18 protein-coding genes and 1 tRNA gene are annotated in these 17,729 nt (G+C 70.0%); 16 read left to right on the top strand and 3 right to left on the bottom strand.

Going from position 1 to position 17,729, the window contains the following annotated elements:
- The first annotated feature begins 83 nt into the window (after positions 1–83).
- Positions 84–2,678, top strand: a complete 2,595-nt coding sequence (glgP, locus tag F0U44_RS08020) for an alpha-glucan family phosphorylase (RefSeq protein WP_149727795.1) — start codon at positions 84–86, stop codon at positions 2,676–2,678.
- Positions 2,679–2,775: 97 nt separating this feature from the next.
- The gene (locus F0U44_RS08015; RefSeq protein WP_149727794.1) at positions 2,776–3,018 is read left to right on the top strand and encodes a hypothetical protein; all 243 of its coding nucleotides are present in this window, start codon (positions 2,776–2,778) and stop codon (positions 3,016–3,018) included.
- Between the two features lie 3 nt (positions 3,019–3,021).
- On the opposite strand, the gene glgX is transcribed toward F0U44_RS08015, so the two are convergent.
- A complete protein-coding gene (glgX, locus tag F0U44_RS08010) occupies positions 3,022–5,139 on the bottom strand; it encodes a glycogen debranching protein GlgX (protein WP_149727793.1) in 2,118 nt (705 codons plus the stop codon).
- Between the two features lie 73 nt (positions 5,140–5,212).
- On the opposite strand from glgX, the gene F0U44_RS08005 reads away from it, so the two are divergent.
- The 4 genes from F0U44_RS08005 (at position 5,213) to F0U44_RS07990 (ending at position 8,276) form a co-directional block, all read left to right on the top strand.
- Entirely contained in the window at positions 5,213–5,995 is a 783-nt protein-coding gene (locus F0U44_RS08005) for an enoyl-CoA hydratase/isomerase family protein (RefSeq protein ID WP_149727792.1), read from the top strand.
- A gap of 5 nt (positions 5,996–6,000) precedes the next feature.
- Positions 6,001–6,351, top strand: coding sequence for a hypothetical protein (locus F0U44_RS08000; RefSeq protein WP_223163622.1), 351 nt, complete (start codon positions 6,001–6,003; stop codon positions 6,349–6,351).
- Positions 6,352–6,541: 190 nt separating this feature from the next.
- Entirely contained in the window at positions 6,542–7,312 is a 771-nt protein-coding gene (locus F0U44_RS07995) for an electron transfer flavoprotein subunit beta/FixA family protein (protein WP_246160380.1), read from the top strand.
- A 13-nt stretch (positions 7,313–7,325) separates the two neighbouring features.
- Entirely contained in the window at positions 7,326–8,276 is a 951-nt protein-coding gene (locus tag F0U44_RS07990; RefSeq protein WP_149727790.1) for an electron transfer flavoprotein subunit alpha/FixB family protein, read from the top strand.
- 63 nt (positions 8,277–8,339) lie between these two features.
- On the opposite strand, the gene F0U44_RS07985 is transcribed toward F0U44_RS07990, so the two are convergent.
- On the bottom strand, positions 8,340–9,854 hold the full coding sequence (locus F0U44_RS07985; protein ID WP_149727789.1) for a lysyl oxidase family protein: 1,515 nt from the start codon (positions 9,852–9,854) through the stop codon (positions 8,340–8,342).
- A gap of 106 nt (positions 9,855–9,960) precedes the next feature.
- Between F0U44_RS07985 and F0U44_RS07980 the strand changes: the two genes are divergently transcribed.
- The 3 genes from F0U44_RS07980 (at position 9,961) to F0U44_RS07970 (ending at position 13,969) form a co-directional block, all read left to right on the top strand.
- Positions 9,961–11,211 (top strand): glutamate-5-semialdehyde dehydrogenase, encoded by a 1,251-nt coding sequence (locus tag F0U44_RS07980; RefSeq protein ID WP_149727788.1) that lies wholly within the window; start codon positions 9,961–9,963, stop codon positions 11,209–11,211.
- Between the two features lie 2 nt (positions 11,212–11,213).
- A complete protein-coding gene (locus F0U44_RS07975; protein WP_149727787.1) occupies positions 11,214–12,755 on the top strand; it encodes a LuxR C-terminal-related transcriptional regulator in 1,542 nt (513 codons plus the stop codon).
- A gap of 122 nt (positions 12,756–12,877) precedes the next feature.
- Positions 12,878–13,969 carry a class I SAM-dependent methyltransferase gene (locus F0U44_RS07970; protein ID WP_149727786.1) on the top strand — a complete coding sequence of 364 codons (1,092 nt, stop codon included), beginning with the start codon at positions 12,878–12,880 and terminating at the stop codon, positions 13,967–13,969.
- A gap of 25 nt (positions 13,970–13,994) precedes the next feature.
- On the opposite strand, the gene F0U44_RS07965 is transcribed toward F0U44_RS07970, so the two are convergent.
- On the bottom strand, positions 13,995–14,585 hold the full coding sequence (locus tag F0U44_RS07965) for a 1-acyl-sn-glycerol-3-phosphate acyltransferase (RefSeq protein ID WP_223163621.1): 591 nt from the start codon (positions 14,583–14,585) through the stop codon (positions 13,995–13,997).
- Positions 14,586–14,623: 38 nt separating this feature from the next.
- On the opposite strand from F0U44_RS07965, the gene F0U44_RS07960 reads away from it, so the two are divergent.
- The 7 genes from F0U44_RS07960 to F0U44_RS07935 all read left to right on the top strand — a co-directional run bounded on the left by F0U44_RS07960 (position 14,624) and on the right by F0U44_RS07935 (position 17,703).
- A complete protein-coding gene (locus tag F0U44_RS07960) occupies positions 14,624–15,268 on the top strand; it encodes a CDP-alcohol phosphatidyltransferase family protein (RefSeq protein ID WP_149727785.1) in 645 nt (214 codons plus the stop codon).
- Positions 15,265–15,726: a YqaA family protein gene (locus F0U44_RS07955; protein ID WP_149727784.1), complete on the top strand. Its 462-nt coding sequence runs from the start codon at positions 15,265–15,267 to the stop codon at positions 15,724–15,726. Before F0U44_RS07960 ends, F0U44_RS07955 begins: the two co-directional genes overlap by 4 nt.
- A gap of 18 nt (positions 15,727–15,744) precedes the next feature.
- Positions 15,745–15,903, top strand: coding sequence for a hypothetical protein (locus tag F0U44_RS22960; protein ID WP_188113389.1), 159 nt, complete (start codon positions 15,745–15,747; stop codon positions 15,901–15,903).
- A 43-nt stretch (positions 15,904–15,946) separates the two neighbouring features.
- Positions 15,947–16,534 carry a nicotinate-nucleotide adenylyltransferase gene (gene nadD, locus F0U44_RS07950; protein WP_246160469.1) on the top strand — a complete coding sequence of 196 codons (588 nt, stop codon included), beginning with the start codon at positions 15,947–15,949 and terminating at the stop codon, positions 16,532–16,534.
- A complete protein-coding gene (gene rsfS, locus F0U44_RS07945) occupies positions 16,531–16,914 on the top strand; it encodes a ribosome silencing factor (RefSeq protein ID WP_149727782.1) in 384 nt (127 codons plus the stop codon). Before nadD ends, rsfS begins: the two co-directional genes overlap by 4 nt.
- On the top strand, positions 16,907–17,521 hold the full coding sequence (locus F0U44_RS07940; protein ID WP_149727781.1) for a histidine phosphatase family protein: 615 nt from the start codon (positions 16,907–16,909) through the stop codon (positions 17,519–17,521). The genes rsfS and F0U44_RS07940 overlap by 8 nt, the downstream gene beginning before the upstream one ends.
- 109 nt (positions 17,522–17,630) lie before the next feature.
- Positions 17,631–17,703: transfer RNA gene (locus F0U44_RS07935), tRNA-Ala, on the top strand.
- The last annotated feature ends 26 nt before the right edge of the window (positions 17,704–17,729 follow it).

Raw genomic sequence — 17,729 nt, 5'->3', positions numbered from 1 at the left:
ACGCCTGCGGTGACACTCTGTCGCAGGAATCGGCGCGCCGCGTCTATTGGATCGTTCCAGAGGTCTCGCGTTACCGTCAGGGGATGCGAGCCATCCGTCGCTTCACTGTCCGTCCCCTGCTGCCGCCCGTGCTGGCACCGCTCGGCGAGCTGGCTGGCAACCTGCGCTGGTCGTGGCACCCCGAGACGCAGGACGTCTTCGCGGCTGTCGACGCCGACCTCTGGTCCGCGGTCGGCCACGACCCCGTGCGGTTGCTCGGGGAGGTGTCGGCCGAGCGGTGGGACGAGCTGGCGGCCGACGAGGGCTTCCTCCGGCGGCTGGTCGAGGTCCGCGCCGACCTCGAGGCCTACCTGACGTCGCCGCGGTGGTACCAGCGCGCGTCCGACGGGCGCGAGCCCGATGTCGCGTGGCCGCGGCAGATCGCCTACTTCTCGCCGGAGTTCGGCATCACGGCCGTGCTGCCTCAGTACTCCGGCGGCCTGGGCATCCTCGCCGGTGACCACCTCAAGGCCGCGAGCGACCTCGGCGTACCGATCATCGGCGTCGGCCTGCTCTACCGCCACGGCTACTTCAAGCAGTCGCTGTCGCGGGAGGGCTGGCAGCAGGAGACCTACCCCGTCCTCGACCCCGACGGTCTGCCGATCTCGCTCCTGCGCGAGGCCGACGGCAGTCGGGCGACCATCACGCTGTCCCTGCCCGACGGCCCCGACCTGCTCGCGCGGATCTGGGTGGCGAGTGTCGGCCGGGTGCCGCTGCTGATGCTCGACACCGATGTCGAGGGCAATCCTGACCACTACGTCGACATCACCGACCGGCTCTACGGCGGCAACAGCGAGCACCGCCTGCGCCAGGAGATCCTCCTCGGCGTCGGCGGCGTGCGGGCGATCCGCACCTACTGCCGGATCACCGGGGCCCCCGAGCCCGAGGTCTTCCACACCAACGAGGGTCACGCCGGCTTCCTCGGAATCGAGCGGATCCGTGAGCTGACCGTGGCCGAGGGCGGCCCGCACCTCGACCTCGAGACGGCGGTCGAGGTCGGCCGGGCGTCGACGGTCTTCACGACCCACACACCGGTGCCGGCCGGCATCGACCGGTTCCCGGAGACCCTCGTCGAGCAGTACTTCGGCGACGCCGGTCCGACCCCCGGCGTACCCGTGGAACGGATCCTCGCCCTCGGCGCCGAGGACTACGAGGGCGGTGACCCGAGCGTCTTCAACATGGCGGTGATGGGCTTCCGGCTCGCCCAGCGCGCCAACGGCGTCTCCCAGTTGCACGGCCGGGTCAGCCGCGGGATGTTCAGCGGCCTGTGGCCGGCCTTCGACGAGGCCGAGGTGCCGATCGGCTCCATCACCAACGGCGTGCACGCGCCGACGTGGGTCGCCCGGGAGGTCATCGCCGTCGCGACGGCGCACGGGGCTGATCCCGAGAGCGACGACACCGAGGGGTTCTGGGCGGCCGTCGACAAGGTGCCGGCCAACGAGCTGTGGACGACGAAGCGGGCGCTGCGTGCTCGCCTGGTCGACGACGCCCGCCGCCGCCTCACCCGGTCGTGGGAGAAGCGTGGAGCCGCGCGCGCGGAGCTGGGCTGGATCGACTCCGCCCTCGACCCCGACGTCCTCACGATCGGCTTCGCCCGTCGCGCCGCGTCCTACAAGCGGCTCACGCTGATGATGCGCGACCCCGAGCGGCTCAAGGCGCTGCTGCTCCACCCCGACCGGCCGGTCCAGCTCGTGATCGCCGGCAAGGCGCACCCTGCCGACGACGGCGGCAAGAAGCTGATCCAAGACATCGTCCGGCTCTCCGACGACCCGGCCATCCGGCACCGCATCGTCTTCCTGCCCAACTACGACATCGCGATGGCGCAGCCGCTCTACCCCGGCTGCGACGTGTGGCTCAACAACCCGCTGCGCCCCTACGAGGCGTGTGGCACGTCGGGCATGAAGGCCGCTCTCAACGGTGGGCTCAACCTGTCGGTCCTCGACGGTTGGTGGGACGAGTGGTTCGACGGTGACAACGGCTGGGCGATCCCGACCGCCGACGGCGTCGACGACGTCGACCACCGCGACGACCTGGAAGCCGCTGCGCTCTACGACCTCATCGAGCACGAGGTCGCCCCGCGGTTTTACGACGTCGACCACGACGGCACGCCCGTGCGGTGGGTCGAGATGCTGCGCCACACCTGGAAGTCGCTGGGCCCGAAGGTGTTGGCGACCCGGATGGTGAGCGACTACGTGCGCCAGCTCTACGCGCCGGCCGCCCGCAACGCGCGCGCCCTCAACAGCGACTACGCCGGTGCCCGCGAGCTCGCCGCGTGGAAGGCCAGGATCAAGGGGGCGTGGTCCGGCGTCCGGGTCGAGCACGTCGAGGCTGTCGACGTCGGCGACGAGCCGCTGGTTGGTGCGCCGATGACCGTGCGGTCCTACGTCGCGCTCGGTGACCTCGGCCCGTCCGACGTCGAGGTCCAGCTGGTCCATGGCCGGGTCGACGCCGACGACGTCCTGGTCGACCCCGCGGTCACGGTCCTGCATGCCTCCGAGTCCTACGACGGCGGACGCCACCGCTACGACGCCGAGGTGGCGCTCCCGCGCAGCGGCCCGTTCGGTTACACCGTGCGAGTGGTGCCCTCCAACCCGTTGCTGGTCGCCTCGGCCGAGCTGGGGGTCGTCACCGTCGCGTAGCCGTTCCTCCACAGGCGACTGCTGCTCCGTTGGGCTCGGGTGCGTTCCCGACTAGGTTCCTTTGCAATTGCGTCGGACCGCGGCGCAGACTGGGGGAGTGGCGGACGTGGACATCGACACCTGGGTATCGACCCTGGCGATCATCGGCGCCATGTTCGCGCTCTACTTCACGCTGCGGCGCGAGCTGAAGTCCGACCTCGGCGAGTTCCGTGCTGAGGTCGGTCGGGAGTTCGCCAAGCTCGAGGGCCGCGTCAACACGCTGGACGACCGTGTTTACGCGCTCGCGGTGGGCATGCGACCGGTGATCGACGAGGCAGAGCGGCGCGCGGCGAAGCACTGAGCGCTACGCGCTCTCCTGGAGTACGACGACGCTCCTCCCGCCCACGACGAGCTCGTGCCCCGCGTGCACCTCGGTGCCCTCGGCCAGGTCGGGGTCGGTCGAGAGGACGATCTGCCCCCGGCTGACCCAGTCGTTGTCGGGGAGGTGCACGGCGCACGGCTCGGCGCCGGCGTGGAACCACATCAGGAAGGACGCGTCGATCACCTGCTCGCCGCGCGGCCCGGGCTCGCGCAGGGGCTTGCCGGAGACGAACATCCCGATGGTGCGCAGGCCGTCGTCGTACCAGTCGGCATCGGTCATCTCGCGGCCCGTGGGGTGCAGCCAAGCGACGTCCTTCGGGCCACCCACGATCGTGGGTCGACCCTCGAACCAGTGCCGTTGCCGCAAGGTCTGGTGGTCGCGCCGTAGGCGGAGCGCGGTCTTTGTCAGCTGGTAGACGTCGAGCCAAGCGTCGTCCGCGTGCCAGTCGATCCAGGAGATCTCGGAGTCTTGGCAGTAGGCGTTGTTGTTGCCCTGCTGGGTGCGCCCGCGCTCGTCGCCGGCGGTGAGCATCGGCACCCCATTGGCCAGGCACAAGGTGGCCATCAGGTTCATCGCCTGTCGCCGGCGGAGGGCGACGATGTCGGGGTCGTCGGTCTCGCCCTCGACACCGTGGTTCCACGACCGGTTGTTATCCGTGCCGTCGCGGTTGTCCTCGCCGTTGGCCTCGTTGTGCTTGCTGTCGTAGGAGACCAGGTCGCGCACGGTGAAGCCGTCGTGGGCGGTGACGAAGTTGACCGAGTTGTAGGCGGAGCGTCCGTCGTCGGCATAGAGGTCGGAGGACCCGGCGAGCCGCGTCGCGACGGCGTGCATGCCGTTGGTGTGGCCGCGCCAGAAGTCGCGGATCGTGTCGCGGTACTGGTCGTTCCACTCGACCCACGGCGGCGGCATGTTGCCCACCAGGTAGCCACTCATCGACGTGTCCCACGGTTCGGCGATCAGCTTGACGTGACGCAGCACCGGGTCCTGGCCCATCGCGACGAGCAGGTGGCACGACATGTCGACCTCGGTGCCGGAGCGCGCGAGGGCCGACATCAGGTCGAAGCGGAAGCCGTCGACGTGCATCTCGGTGACCCAGTAGCGCAGCGAGTCGAGGATCAGCCGCAGGGCGAGGGGGTCCTCGGCGTTGACCGTGTTGCCGCAGCCGGTGACGTCCCAGTAGGTGTCGTCGAAGGCCGTGACCTCACCGTCCTCGCCGGGCACCGGTGGGACCCGTCGGTAGAAGCCGCGGTCGTCGAGCCCGCGGAAGGACAAGGTCGCGCCGGACGCGCCGGCTTCGGCGGTGTGGTTGTAGACCACGTCGAGGATCACCTCGATCCCCGCACGATGGAGGGACTTCACCATCTGCTTGAACTCCGCGACCTGCTGGCCCGCGTCGCCCGCGGAGCTGTAGGCACCGTGGGGAGCAAAGAAGCCGATGCTGTTGTAGCCCCAGTAGTTGGTCAGCCCGCGCTCGACGAGGGCCGGCTCGGAGACAAACTGGTGGATGGGCAGCAGCTCGACCGCCGTGACACCGAGGTCGTTGAGGTAGTCGGTGACGACCGGATGGCCGAGGCCGGCGTAAGTGCCCCGCATCTCCTCCGGCACCCGGTCGTGGAGCTGCGTGAAGCCCTTGACGTGCAGCTCGTAGATGACCGTGTCGCGCCAGCGGCGGGTGATCGGCGCGTCGCCCTCCCAGTCGAAGGCCGGGTCGACCAGGACGCTGCGCGCCGAGCCGTCCGGTCCCGTGCTGACGGCGAGTCCGTAGGGGTCGAGGAGCACCTGCTGGGCATCGAAACGCAGGCCGTTGGCGGGGTCCCACGGCCCGTCGGCCCGGAAGCCGTAGCGCGTCCCGGGTGCCAGGTCGGGCACGGCGCCGTGCCAGATCCCGAGGGAGTGCTCGGTCAGGGGGAGCTGGCGCTCGGCCTCGACCCCACCGGGGTTTTCAGGGTCGTCGAAGAGGCACAACCACAGCTCGGTGGCGTCGGGCGCGTAGACCGCGAAGTTCGTTGCCTCGGGTGTCCAGGTGGCCCCGAGCGGCCAGTTCCGTCCTGGCCAGACGAGCGCGCGGTCACCGAGGCTGCGCCAGAGGCCAGGAGTCATGCTGTTGATTCTGCAACAATGCGCCCAAGCCCCCCAGCCAGCCCTTCCGCAACACAGATCACAGAGGAGTCAGATGACCAGCGAGTTCGTGCGACTCGAGGTAGCCGACGGTGTCGGAACGATCCGACTCGACCGGCCCAAGATGAACGCGATCAGCTTCCAGGTCCAAGACGAGCTCCTGGCCGCTGCTGCCGAGGCGACCGAGCGCACGGACGTGCGGGCCGTCGTGCTGTGGGGAGGCGAGAAGGTCTTCGCCGCCGGCAACGACGTCAAGGAGATGGCCGACAAGTCCTACGTCGACATGGTCGACCGGGGCGACGGCCTCCAGGCGCCGATCACTGCGATCGCGCGGATCCCGAAGCCGGTCATCGCTGCGGTCAACGGCTACGCCCTCGGTGGCGGCTGCGAGCTCGCGATGGCGGCCGACCTCCGCTTCGCCGCGGAGGACGCCGTCTTCGGCCAGCCCGAGGTGCTGCTCGGCATCATCCCGGGCGCCGGCGGCACACAGCGGCTCACCCGGCTTGTCGGACCGTCCACGGCCAAGGAGCTGATGTACACCGGTCGCTTCGTGAAGGCTGACGAGGCCCTCAAGATCGGGCTCGTCGACCGGGTCTTCCCGGCCGAGCAGGTCTACGGAGCCGCGGTCGCGTTCGCAGCGAAGTTCGCCAACGCGGCCCCTTACGCGTTGCGCGCGATCAAGGAGTGCGTCGACCGCGGGATCGAGACCGACCTCGACACCGGCCTCGCGATCGAACGTCAGCAGTTCGCCGCGGTGTTCGCAACCGCGGATCGCACCACGGGCATGCAATCCTTCATCGAGAACGGACCCGGCAAGGCCGAATTCGAGGGACGATGAGCAAGATGGCAGACAAGACCGCCGACGAGGGGACGGGTCGCAGCACGACGCTGACAGTCGCGCGCGTCCGCAGCGTCGCCTCACGCGCGGCCTGGGTCGTCTGTCTGACCCTGGCGCTCGTGCTCGCGGCGGCAGCCTTCAGCTTCGCCCTCGACGCCAACGTCAACAACGACCTCGTCAAGCTGGTGCGCGACCTCGCCAACGCCTTCGACCTCGGGTTCTTCGACCTCGACGAGCCGGTCAAGCGCTTCAAGAACCCCAACAGCGACGTGAAGACGGCGCTGTTCAACTACGGCATCGCCGCCGTGGTCTATCTCATCGTCGGGCGCTTCCTCGAGCGCCTGATCCGCCCGTAAGACGCGGTCATCGAGGGGCGAGGGTCCCGATACCGTGTGAGGTAGTCCACGTACGCGTGGTTACCGCCGCCGCACTACTGGGCGGTAGCCTGCGGGCGCTGTCCACATTTGGACCAACCGACGACCCACACGGGTCGCACGAGTGCAGGAAGGGGCCGGTCCGGCCACAACCATGAACATTGTCGTCTGTGTGAAGTACGTCCCCGACGCCACCGCGGACCCGCGGTTCGAGTCGGACAACACCGTTGACCGGGTCGGCGTCGACGGTCTCCTGTCGGAGCTCGACGAGTACGCCGTCGAGCAGGCTCTCCAGCTGAAGGAGGGCACCGAGGAGGAGGTGACGGTCACCGCGCTGACCGTCGGTCCCGAGAAGGCTGCCGACGCGGTGCGCAAGGCGCTGCAGATGGGCGCCGACCAGGGTGTCCACGTCCAGGACGACGCGATCGCCGGTTCTGACGCGATCGCGACCTCCCTGGTGCTCGCGAAGGCCGTCGAGAAGATCGGTTCCGTCGACGTCGTGCTCTGCGGCATGGCCTCGACCGACGGCGCGATGAGCGTCGTCCCGGCGATGCTCGCCGAGCGGCTCAACCTCCCCCAGGTCACCCTGGGCTCGCGCATCGAGCGCAAGGAGAACCAGCTCGCCGTCCAGCGCGACGGTGACACCGCCACCGAGGTCATCATCGGCGCGATGCCGCTGGTCGCGTCCGTGACCGACCAGTCGGGCGAGGCCCGCTACCCGTCCTTCAAGGGCATCATGGCGGCCAAGAAGAAGCCGCTCGAGACCTACAGCCTCGGCGACCTCGGTGTCGACGCGGGCGAGGTCGGCCTGTCTGTCGCGTGGAGCTCGGTCGCCGAGACCACCGCCCGCCCGCCGCGCACCGCTGGCGAGATCGTCAAGGACGAGGACGGCTCGGGCGCTACGGCGCTCGTCGGCTACCTCGCCTCGAAGAAGTTCATCTGAGGAGCAACAAGACATGTCTGAAGTTCTGGTTCTCGTCGACCACGTCGACGGCGCGGTCAAGAAGCCGACCTACGAGCTCCTCGCGATCGCCAAGCGCCTCGGTTCGCCGTCCGCCGTGTTCATCGGTGGCGCCGACAAGGCCGCCGGTGCTGCGGCCGACCTCGCCAAGTTCGGTGCGGAGAAGGTCTACGCGATCGACGACGCCGAGGTGAAGGGCTTCCTCGTGGCGCCCAAGGCCGAGGCTCTGCAGCAGGTGGCCCAGGCCGCCTCGCCGGCCGCGATCCTGATCGTCTCCACCGCCGAGGGCAAGGAGATCGCCGGTCGTCTCGCGATCAAGCTCGGCTCGGGCCTGATCACCGACGCCGTCGACGTCGACGCCGACGGCACGACCACGCAGTCGGTCTTCGCCGGCAGCTACACGGTCAAGGCCAAGGTCACCACCGGCACGCCGATCATCACCGTCAAGCCCAACTCGGCCGCCGCCGAGGAGGGTGCCGGCGCCGGCGCCGTCGAGCAGTTCGCGGTCACCATCTCCGACGCGGCCAAGGCTGCCCGGATCGTGGCGTCCAACCCGCGTGCCGCCAGCGGTCGCCCCGAGCTGTCCGAGGCCGCGATCGTGGTCTCCGGCGGTCGTGGCACCGGCGGTGACTTCACCGCGGTCGAGGGTCTCGCCGACGCGCTCGGTGCCGCGGTCGGCGCTTCGCGCGCCGCGGTCGACTCCGGCTGGAAGCCGCACAACCTGCAGATCGGTCAGACCGGCAAGGTCGTGTCGCCGCAGCTCTACGTCGCCGCCGGCATCTCCGGTGCCATCCAGCACCGCGCCGGCATGCAGACCTCGAAGACCATCATCGCGGTCAACAAGGACGAAGAGGCGCCGATCTTCGAGCTGGTCGACTTCGGTGTCGTCGGCGACCTGCACTCCGTGCTGCCCGCCGTGACCGCTGAGGTCGAGAAGCGTAAGTGACGCACTGAAGCACGAAGAAGCCCCCGGCACCGTGAGGTGCCGGGGGCTTCTTCGTTGTTGAGATCAGCGGCGGTAGTAGATGCCCTGGGACTCGTCGACGACGCCGACCTGCGGCACCGTCACCCGGCGCTTGCCGGTCTTGTCGGTCCAGAGGTGGATCTTGCGCAGCGCCTCGTTGTTGGTCGTGTCGGCCTCGATCAGGACGTCCTCGGGGTTGGCGAGGACCCGGACGTAGTAGAGCCCGTCCGGCAGGTTCTTGATCGCGAAGGACTGACCTGCGCGGAACTGCGCGTAGGTGTCGCCCCACCCGGCCGAGAGGACCTCACGGATCGAGCGGGTCTCGTAGCCGCCGCAGACGCTGCCGAGGTCGTCCTCGTAGGCCTCCCACTCGGCGCCTTCACCGGTGAAGTCGACCGCGTCGGTGTTGGCCAGGCAGAACGCCTCCTTGCCCGAGCGCACGGCGCGGGTCTTGTCGGCGTTGAGCAGCTCGTAGGTCGCGAAGTCCGTGAAGTGCCAGTGCTGGTGCGTGGGCCGCGGGTCCCACTCCATGGTGCCGACCTGCTGGTAGGCGACCTGGTCGCCGTTGGCGTCCAGGAAGTACTGGTAGGCGTCCATGATGTCCTCGTCGTCGCGACGGAAGCCGTCGACGACCAGCGGGGAGTTGCCGCCGTTCCAGACGTTGGCCGAGAACTGGAGCTGGGTGCCCTTGCGGTTGAGCTGGATGCCGAAGGCCGGCAGCGACCGCAGGTCGGGGACCGGGGTGCCCTCGGGGAGGTCGGCGAGCGAGTCGATGCCACCCGCCGGGTCGGGTTCGTGCCGGTTGGGCTTGAGCCGCGGGTCGGCGTGGGTGCGGCAGCCGCGCGCGGTCTGCTTGTCGATGATGCAGCCGCCTTCCTCGACGACGGTGAGCACCGTCGTCGTGGTGCGGTCGTCCTCGGACATGCCGAGCGCGTCGGCGTAGGCCTTGGTGACCGACACGGTCAGGTCGTATTCACCCGGGGCGACGTGGAAAGGCACGTCGTAGCCGAAGATGCTCGCCGCCCAGCCGTCCGGGATGCCCTGGACGCCGCCGAGGGAGTAGGGGTTGTAGTAGCAGGTGCGCGGATAGGGGTTGTTGATGTCGGCGTCGGGGTGAGCCCGCTCCGAGGTCTCGCCGATGCAGGTGCCGCGCTTCTTGACCACCGGCTGGGCGTCGGGGTCGTTGCGGTCGACCAGCTTGATCCGGACGAAGCTATCGAGCTTGCCGATCGTGGTCTGGTCAGGGAGGTCGACGTCGCCCAACGGGAGCTTCGCCACCGCGGTCGGCGCGGACTTGTAGTCCGCGGCGCGCTGCTCCCAGATCTCCAGCGGGGCGCCGGAGACCTCGAGCCGGATGCCGAGGTCGGAGTAGATGTTGCCGCGGCCGTAGGTGAAGGCAGTGACGGCGGCCGGCGCCTGCAGCTCCACGGTCGGGTTCACCGGGTCGGCGGCCGCAGCAGTGCTGGTGGCCGACGCGGCGATCAGGGGCGTGCCGAGCGTGGCGGCGGCCAGGGCGGCGACACCCCAGCGCTTCCGGCCGGGGGACAGGTGGTGGATCACGAACTCCTCCTCGAGCAGGACAAAGGTCAGGCGCGGGTCCGCGCCTTACTGGTAGACGCCCGAGACGACCGGTTGGTTGCGTCCGACCGGCACTAACCTTGCACAGGTGAGCATCGCCGATGACGTGATTGACGTAGCAGGCCGCGCGCGAGTCGCCAGCCGAGCCCTCGCGCTCGCTACGCGGGCGACCAAGGACGTCGCGCTCCACGCGATGGCCGACGCACTCCTCGCGCGCGCCGACGAGGTCGTCGCGGCGAATGCCGAGGACGTACGCAGGGCCGAGGAGGGCGGCACCCCGCCCAACATCATCGACCGGCTGCGCCTCACGCCCGACCGGATCGCGGGCATGGCCCAGGGGCTGCGAGACGTCGCGGGCCTGCCCGACCCCGTGGGCGAGGTCGTCCGCGGTGGTGTGCTCGCCAACGGGCTCGAGCTGCGCCAGGTGCGCGTGCCCTTCGGCGTCGTCGGCATGATCTACGAGGCTCGCCCCAACGTGACCGCCGACGCCGCCGGCATCTGCCTCAAGTCGGGCAACGCGGTGCTGCTGCGCGGCAGCTCGAGCGCTCGGTCGAGCAACACAGCGATCGTCGAGGTGCTCCGCGACGCGGTGGTCGGCGCTGGGCTGCCGGCCGACGTCGTGCAGCTGGTGCCCGGCGACACCCACGAGAGCGTCAAGGCGCTGATGCGCGCCCGGGGGCACGTCGACGTACTCATCCCGCGGGGTGGCGCCGGCCTCATCCAGTCGGTGGTCGAGGAGTCGACCGTGCCGGTGATCGAGACCGGCGTGGGCAACTGCCACGTCTACGTCGACGCGGCGGCCGACCTCGAGAAGGCGCTGGCGATCGTGATCAACGCCAAGACCCATCGCACCAGCGTCTGCAACGCCGCCGAGTCGCTCCTCGTGCACGAGTCGGTGGCCGACGCCTTCTTGCCGCGGGTGGTTGCGGCACTGCAGGAGGCCGGGGTGACGCTGCACGGCGACGAGGCGTTCTCCGCCTACGGCGACGTGGTGCCGGCCACCGACGAGGACTGGGCGACCGAATATCTCTCCCTCGACATCGCGGCGCGCGTCGTACCTGACCTGGACGCGGCGCTGGACCACATCCGCCGCTGGTCCAGCCAGCACTCCGATGCGATCGTCACCGAGGACCAGGCAGCAGCTCGCCGCTTCGTCGCCGAGGTCGACTCGGCCGCGGTCCTGGTCAACGCCTCGACCCGCTTCACTGACGGCGGCGAGTTCGGGTTCGGCGCTGAGATCGGGATCAGTACGCAGAAGCTGCACGCGCGAGGGCCGATGGGCCTTCCCGAGATGACGTCGACGAAATACGTCGTCATCGGTGAGGGCCACGTCAGGTAGCCATGTCCGGCCCGAGGTCGCATGCCGATCGGCTGAGCCAGGCGCTCCGAGCCAGGGAGCGCCGAGACTTCGTCGCGGCCTACGACGGGCTCACGGCACTCCGCCGGACGGGCGAGCTCGACAGCGAGGGGCTCTACGCCCTCGGCGATGCCGCGTGGTGGCTGGGGCTGATCCGGGAGACCATCGAGATCTGCGAGGAGTGCCACGAGCGCTTCGTGGCCGAGGGGCAGGTCGACCGGGCGGCGATGGTCGCCCTCGAGACCGGCTTCCACTGGATGATGCGCGGCGAGCCGGAGGTCGGCTCGGGGTGGTTGAGCCGCGCGCGGCGGCTGCTCGCGGGACAGCCCCCCAGCCTGGGGCAGGGGTTCCTCCTGTGGATGGACGCCCAGGGTCTGATGGGGATGGGCGACGCGGCGGGCGCGCTCGCCGCTGCCCGCCAGCTGCAGCAGATGGCCACCGACCTCGGCGAGCCGTTCCTCGGCTGCGCCGGACTCGCCCTGGAGGGCCTGCTGGCGATCCACGGCGGCGACCCGGCCCGCGGGTTCGAGCTCCTCGACGAGGCGATGCTCCCGGTGCTGGCTGGCCGGATCGGACCGGGGGAGTCGGGCAACCTCTACTGCCAGATGATCGCGATCTGCACCGAGCTGGGCGACGTCGCGCGGGCGCGCCGGTGGACCGAGGCGACCGAGCGCTGGTGCGACCTCTCGACCAGCGCCGTCATGTTCGCGGGCATCTGCCGGGTGCACCGCGCGCAGCTGTTGCGCATCCAGGGCGACCTCGATGCCGCCGAGCGCGCCGCTGCTCAGGCCTGCACGGACCTGGCCGACCTCAACGTCGAGGCCGTGGCCGAGGCGCACTACGAGATCGGCGAGTCGCGCCGGTTGCGCGGCGACCTGCTCGGCGCCGCCGAGGAGTACGACGCAGCAGCCGCTCTCGGTCGGGTCCCGCAACCCGGCGCCGCGCTCCTCCTGATCGCCCAGGGCCGGACCGACGATGCCGCCGTCGCCATCCGCGGTGCCCTCGCCGAGCAGGGCGCACCGTTCCCGCGCGCCCGGCTGCTCGCCGCCCAGGTCACGATCGGGTGTGCACGGGGTGACGTCGCGGCCGCCGACGCCGCAGCGGCAGAGCTCGAGCAGCTCGCTGCGACCTACGCCTCACCAGGGTTCCGCGCCTGGGCGCAGACCGCTCGGGGAGCGGTGCTCCTCGCCTCGGGAGATCCGGAAGCAGCGGTGGCGCCGCTGCGGGCGGCCGTTGCTGCCGCGCGCGCGATGGGTGCGATCTACGACGAAGACATCGCCCGATCGCTCCTCGACAGGGCGATCGCGCCGGAGCGGGCGATCGCGCTCCCCGGTGGTCTGACGGGCCGCGAGTGGGAGATCCTCGGCGCGGTCGCCGAGGGGTTGTCCAACCGGGAGGTCGCCGCCCGGCTCGTCATCAGCGAGAAGACCGTCGCGCGGCACCTGGCCAACATCTTCGTGAAGGTCGGGGTGGCCTCCCGCACGGCCGCCGCCGCGTGGGCCCACCAGCAACGCCCGGTCGGCTGACCAGCACCTGCACATCGATGTGCAGACGCGCGTTGCGCTGCTGCACATTTCAGCCGAAGCGCAGCGCGCTGACCCGGACCTAGCGTCGTGACTCCACCCTCCGACCCGTCCAGGAGCCCGTCATGACCATCACCACCGACACGCCCACCGCCCCTGTGGAGTCCGCCGCGATCGAGGAGTTCGCCGGCCGGATGCTCGGCGTCTTCAACGACTCCGCGCTGTGCCTGCTGCTGAGCGTCGGCCACCAGACCGGCCTGTTCGACACGATGGCCACGCTCTCGCCGTCGACCAGCGTCGAGATCGCCGCGGCCGCCGGGCTCCACGAGCGCTACGTGCGCGAGTGGCTCGACGGGGTGACCGCCGGTCGCGTCGTCGAGCACGATCCGGCACGGTCGACGTACTGGCTGCCGGCGGAGCACGCCGCCTGCCTCACCACGGCTGCAGGGCCGGGCAACTTCGCCCGGATGATGCAGCTCGTGCCGTTGCTGGCCCAGGTCGAGTCCGACGTCGTGCGCTGCTTCACCGAGGGCGGGGGAGTCGGCTACGAGGGCTTCCCGCGCTTCCACGCGCTGATGAACGAGGACAGCACGGCGACGCACGACGCCGGGCTCATCGACGCCGTGGTGCCGGCGGTGCCCGGGCTGCACGACAGGTTGACGGCGGGTGCCGCCGTCGCCGATGTCGGCTGCGGGTCAGGGCACGCGGTCAACCTGCTCGCCCGCGCCTACCCGGCCAGCCGGTTCGTCGGCTTCGACTTCGCGGCCGAAGCGATCGACGCCGCCCGTGCCGAAGCGGTCGCCTGGGGCTTGGACAACGCGGAATTCGTCGTCCGTGACATCGCTGAGCTCGGCGTCAGCGAGGAGTACGACGTCGTGACGGCCTTCGACGCGATCCACGACCAGGCGCACCCCGCGCGGGTGCTCGCCCAGGTCGCGACCGCCCTGAAGCCCGGCGGGACCTTCCTGATGGTCGACATCAAGGCGTCGAGCCACGTCCACGAGAACATCGACCAGCCCGGCTCGACCTTCCTCTACACCGTCTCGCTGATGCACTGCATGACGGTGTCGCTGGCCCAGGGCGGCGACGGGCTCGGGACGGCGTGGGGGCGTCAGACGGCCGAGCGGATGCTCGCCGAGGCGGGCTTCAACCACGTCGAGGTGCGCGAGGTCGCGCACGACATGTTCAACAGCTACTACGTCGCGACCCGGTCCTGACCGACGAAGCAGCCGGGGCGGGCGGTCAGGCTGGTTGCGCTGGGCCCTCCTCCCGGAGTCGGGGCTCGGCCCACTCCTCCGGGTGGACGCCGCGCTTGTCCTTGTAGAAGTCGCGGACCATGTCCATGTCGGCCACGACGTCGCCCGACGGGTCGAAGATCGGCCCCATCCCCAAGGTGCGGGTCGTGCCGTCGATGAAGCCGAGGCCGATGGGCAGGCCCGTCTGGCCGGCGATCTTGTAGAAGCCGGGCTTCCAATACTCGGTCTTGCTCCGCGTGGCCTCCGGGGCGATGACGAGCAGGAAGGAGTCGTGGCCCTCGGCCTCCTTGAGGAGCGCTCGGATCGTCGCACCGGGGTTGCCCTTGTCGAGGGGGATCCCGCCGAGCGCGCGCAGCAGCCACGAGAGCGGGCCCTTGAAGTAGGTGTGCTTGATGAGGACCTGCGGCCGAGCGCTGTTGCCCCAGGCGATGGCCAGCATGGCGATGAAGTCCCACCGCGAGGTGTGGGGAGCGCCGACGAGGATGCCCTTGGTCGGCACCGTGCCGACGAGCTTCCACCGCGTGGCTCGGATCAAGCCGCGTGCCAGACCTCGTCGGACCCTCATCTTGTGTGCCATGGGCTGACCGTAGTGGGTGGCAAGGTAGGTTTCGCGCCATGGCAGGTGGTCCGGACCGCTACTACGCAGACGCGTCCACCGAACGGCTGTTCACGGGCGCCACGATCATCACGTTCGTGCGCACGATCATCACGATCGCGATCGCGGTGTGGGCGGCTCACGAGGCCAGCCTCACTTGGATCGTGATCGGCTTGGTCACCTACTGGGTGGGCGACAGCATCGACGGGGAGTGGGCGCGCTGGCGCGACTGCGAGACCCGTATGGGCGCCGTGATCGACATGATGTGTGACCGGCTGAGCTGCGGGGTCCTCTACGTCGGCCTGATCTGGCTCCAGCCGGGCGGGTGGATCAGCGACGAGCCGATGCGCTGGATCGGGATCCCGGTCGCGATCTACCTCTTCGAGTTCATGGTCATCGACATGTACCTCTCGCTGGCCTTCCTCGCTTGGCCGATCCGCAGCCCCAACTACTTCCACGTGATCGACCGCCGGATCTACGTCTGGAACTGGTCGCGCGTCGGCAAGGCCGCCAACTCCGGTGCCTTCGCCGTCATCTTGCTCGTCAGCGGCTGGGTGTGGCTCGGCACCCTCATCGCGATCGGGCTGCTCGTCCTCAAGTGCGTCTCGCTGCGCTGGCTGCTCCAGCTCGGCCTGCCGGTGCCCGACAAGGTCGCGGTCGCATGATCCTGTGGCTGACGACGTTTGCTTTCAGCATCGCCTCGGCCCTGCTTCCCTTCCTCCCGATCGAGGTCTACATCCTCGGCGCCGCTGCCGCCGACCCGAGCGTGGGGACCTCGATCTCCCTGGGCATCGCAGCCGGTGCGGGAGCGACCGTCGGCAAGATCATCTGGTACGAAGCCGCCCGCCGCGGGGCCGAGTCGAAGTGGGCCCAGAAGAAGCTCGCCAAACCCAAGGTCAAGGCGAGCTACGAGAAGTGGGCCGGCCGCATGCAGGGGAGGCCCTGGTATGCCGCCGGGGTGATCTTCGTCGCCGCGTCGGCCGGCATCCCGCCTCTGCTCGCGATGGCGGCTGTCGCCGGCATCTTGAAGATGCCGATGTGGGTCTTCATCCCCACCGTCCTGGTCGGCCGGAGCATCCGCTTCACGCTGCTGTTCTTGGGCGTGGACTTCGCGGTGCACTGAGTCCGATACGATCCCGCCATGCAGATCAGCCTGACCGCTCTCACCCTGATCCAGGCCGCCGAGGAGCACGGCGAGCCCGCCGTGAACCCGTGGTTCATCGGTGGCGGCATGCTGGCCCTCCTGCTCTTCCTGCTCCTGGCGCTCGTCTGGTTCGGCGGCGGCCGGGACCACAGCTGAGGTCTCGATGACGGGCCCCGAGCGGCGGCCCCGCGTCGGGGTGATGGGTGGCACGTTCGACCCCATCCACCACGGCCACCTGGTGGCTGCCTCGGAGGTCCAGGGGTGGTTCGGGCTCGACGAGGTCATCTTCGTCCCGACCGGTGAGCCGTGGCAGAAGGCCGACCGCGAGGTCTCGCCCGCCGAGCACCGCTACCTGATGACGGTCATCGCGACGGCGGCCAACCCGCGGTTCACCGTCAGCCGGGTCGACATCGACCGTGGCGGTCCGACCTACACGAAGGACACGCTGCGTGACCTGCGCGCCGCGCGTCCCGACGCCGACCTGTTCTTCATCACCGGGGCCGACGCGCTGACCGACATCTTCAGCTGGCGCGACGCCGACGAGGTCTTCGCGCTGGCCCACTTCGTCGGTTGCACGCGCCCCGGCTCGGAGATGGACCCCGCCACGCTTTCGGCGATCCCGCCCGACCGTGTCACGATGTTGGAGGTGCCGGCGCTCGCGATCTCGTCCACCGACTGCCGTCAGCGGCAGGCGGCGGGGCAGCCGATCTGGTACCTCGTCCCCGATGGGGTCGTGCAATACATCACCAAGCACGGCCTCTACGCCGCACCACCCGGAGAAAAATGACCGCGACCGAGCACGCCGTCGAGCTGGTCCACGCGGCGGCACTCGCCGCCGCCGACAAGCTCGCCACCGAGATCCTGGCCTTCGACGTGAGCGAACAGCTCGCCATCACCGACGCCTTCCTGCTGGCGTCCGGCGCCAACGACCGGCAGGTCAAGGCGATCGTCGACGAGGTCGAGGACAAGTTGCGCGAGATCGGCGCCAAGCCGATCCGCCGCGAGGGCGAGCGCGACGGTCGCTGGGTCCTCATCGACTACGGCGAGATCGTGGTCCACGTGCAGCACACCGAGGAGCGGCAGTTCTACGCGCTCGAGCGGCTCTGGCGCGACTGCCCGATCATCGACCTGCCCGCCGAGGTCCACGGTCCCGTCTCCGGTGCCTGACCTCGAGCGGCGGCTCGTCCTTCTGCGACACGGCCGCACCGAGTGGAACGCCACCCAACGGATCCAGGGCCACCTCGACCCCGGCCTCGACGAGACCGGTCTGGCCCAGGCCACCGCCGTCGCGCCAGCGGTCGCGGCGCTCTCGCCCGTGCTGTTGCTCTCCTCCGACCTCCTGAGGGCGCGCCAGACGACCGGGCTGGTCGCCGAGGCGACAGGCCTCACGGCGTCGTACGACGAACGCCTGCGGGAGTGCTACCTGGGGGAGCGGCAGGGCCTCACCCACAGTGAGTACGCCGCCCTCGACCCTGAGGAGTACGCCCGGTTCCGTGCCGGCGACTGGGACGACATCCCGGGCGCCGAGACGCAGACCCAGGTCGCCGAGCGGTTCACCGCCGCGCTGAGGGAGGCTGCGGCGGCGATCGAGCCCGGCCAGACCGCCCTCGTGGTCGCGCACGGCGCGGCCATCCGCACCGCGATGGCCCACTGGCTCGGCTGGCCGATCGACTGGGCCCAGGACTTCCGGGCCCTGGCCAACTGCGGCTGGGTCGAGCTGGTCGAGCGGCCCTCCGGCCGCTGGGCCCTGGCCGCCTACAACCGGACGGCGTGATCCACCGCTGGTTGAGGTGCGAGCGCAGCGAGACTCGAAACCAAGGTCTCTACGACCCGGATTTCACCCACGCCGCGGCGTTCGGTAAGGTTCTCCGCGTTGCAACCACGGGGCTGTGGCGCAGCTGGTAGCGCATCTGCATGGCATGCAGAGGGTCAGGGGTTCGAGTCCCCTCAGCTCCACTTGTGTGATGAGTCGAGACATAGGT

The sequence above is a fragment of the Nocardioides humilatus genome, assembly GCF_008373755.1.
GTDB lineage: Bacteria > Actinomycetota > Actinomycetes > Propionibacteriales > Nocardioidaceae > Nocardioides > Nocardioides humilatus.
Note: the sequence above shows the minus strand (reverse complement) of the source record. Positions and strands in the feature narration are given on the sequence as shown.

Coding starts and splice junctions, on each gene's coding strand:
- glgP (WP_149727795.1), top strand. CDS start 84: ATGCGAGCCATCCGTCGCTTCACTGTCCGTCCCCTGCTGCCGCCCGTG.
- glgX (WP_149727793.1), bottom strand. CDS start 5,139: ATGACTCCTGGCCTCTGGCGCAGCCTCGGTGACCGCGCGCTCGTCTGG.
- F0U44_RS08005 (WP_149727792.1), top strand. CDS start 5,213: ATGACCAGCGAGTTCGTGCGACTCGAGGTAGCCGACGGTGTCGGAACG.
- F0U44_RS08000 (WP_223163622.1), top strand. CDS start 6,001: ATGGCAGACAAGACCGCCGACGAGGGGACGGGTCGCAGCACGACGCTG.
- F0U44_RS07990 (WP_149727790.1), top strand. CDS start 7,326: ATGTCTGAAGTTCTGGTTCTCGTCGACCACGTCGACGGCGCGGTCAAG.
- F0U44_RS07975 (WP_149727787.1), top strand. CDS start 11,214: ATGTCCGGCCCGAGGTCGCATGCCGATCGGCTGAGCCAGGCGCTCCGA.
- F0U44_RS07970 (WP_149727786.1), top strand. CDS start 12,878: ATGACCATCACCACCGACACGCCCACCGCCCCTGTGGAGTCCGCCGCG.
- F0U44_RS07965 (WP_223163621.1), bottom strand. CDS start 14,585: ATGGCACACAAGATGAGGGTCCGACGAGGTCTGGCACGCGGCTTGATC.
- F0U44_RS07960 (WP_149727785.1), top strand. CDS start 14,624: ATGGCAGGTGGTCCGGACCGCTACTACGCAGACGCGTCCACCGAACGG.
- F0U44_RS07955 (WP_149727784.1), top strand. CDS start 15,265: ATGATCCTGTGGCTGACGACGTTTGCTTTCAGCATCGCCTCGGCCCTG.
- F0U44_RS22960 (WP_188113389.1), top strand. CDS start 15,745: ATGCAGATCAGCCTGACCGCTCTCACCCTGATCCAGGCCGCCGAGGAG.
- nadD (WP_246160469.1), top strand. CDS start 15,947: ATGGGTGGCACGTTCGACCCCATCCACCACGGCCACCTGGTGGCTGCC.
- rsfS (WP_149727782.1), top strand. CDS start 16,531: ATGACCGCGACCGAGCACGCCGTCGAGCTGGTCCACGCGGCGGCACTC.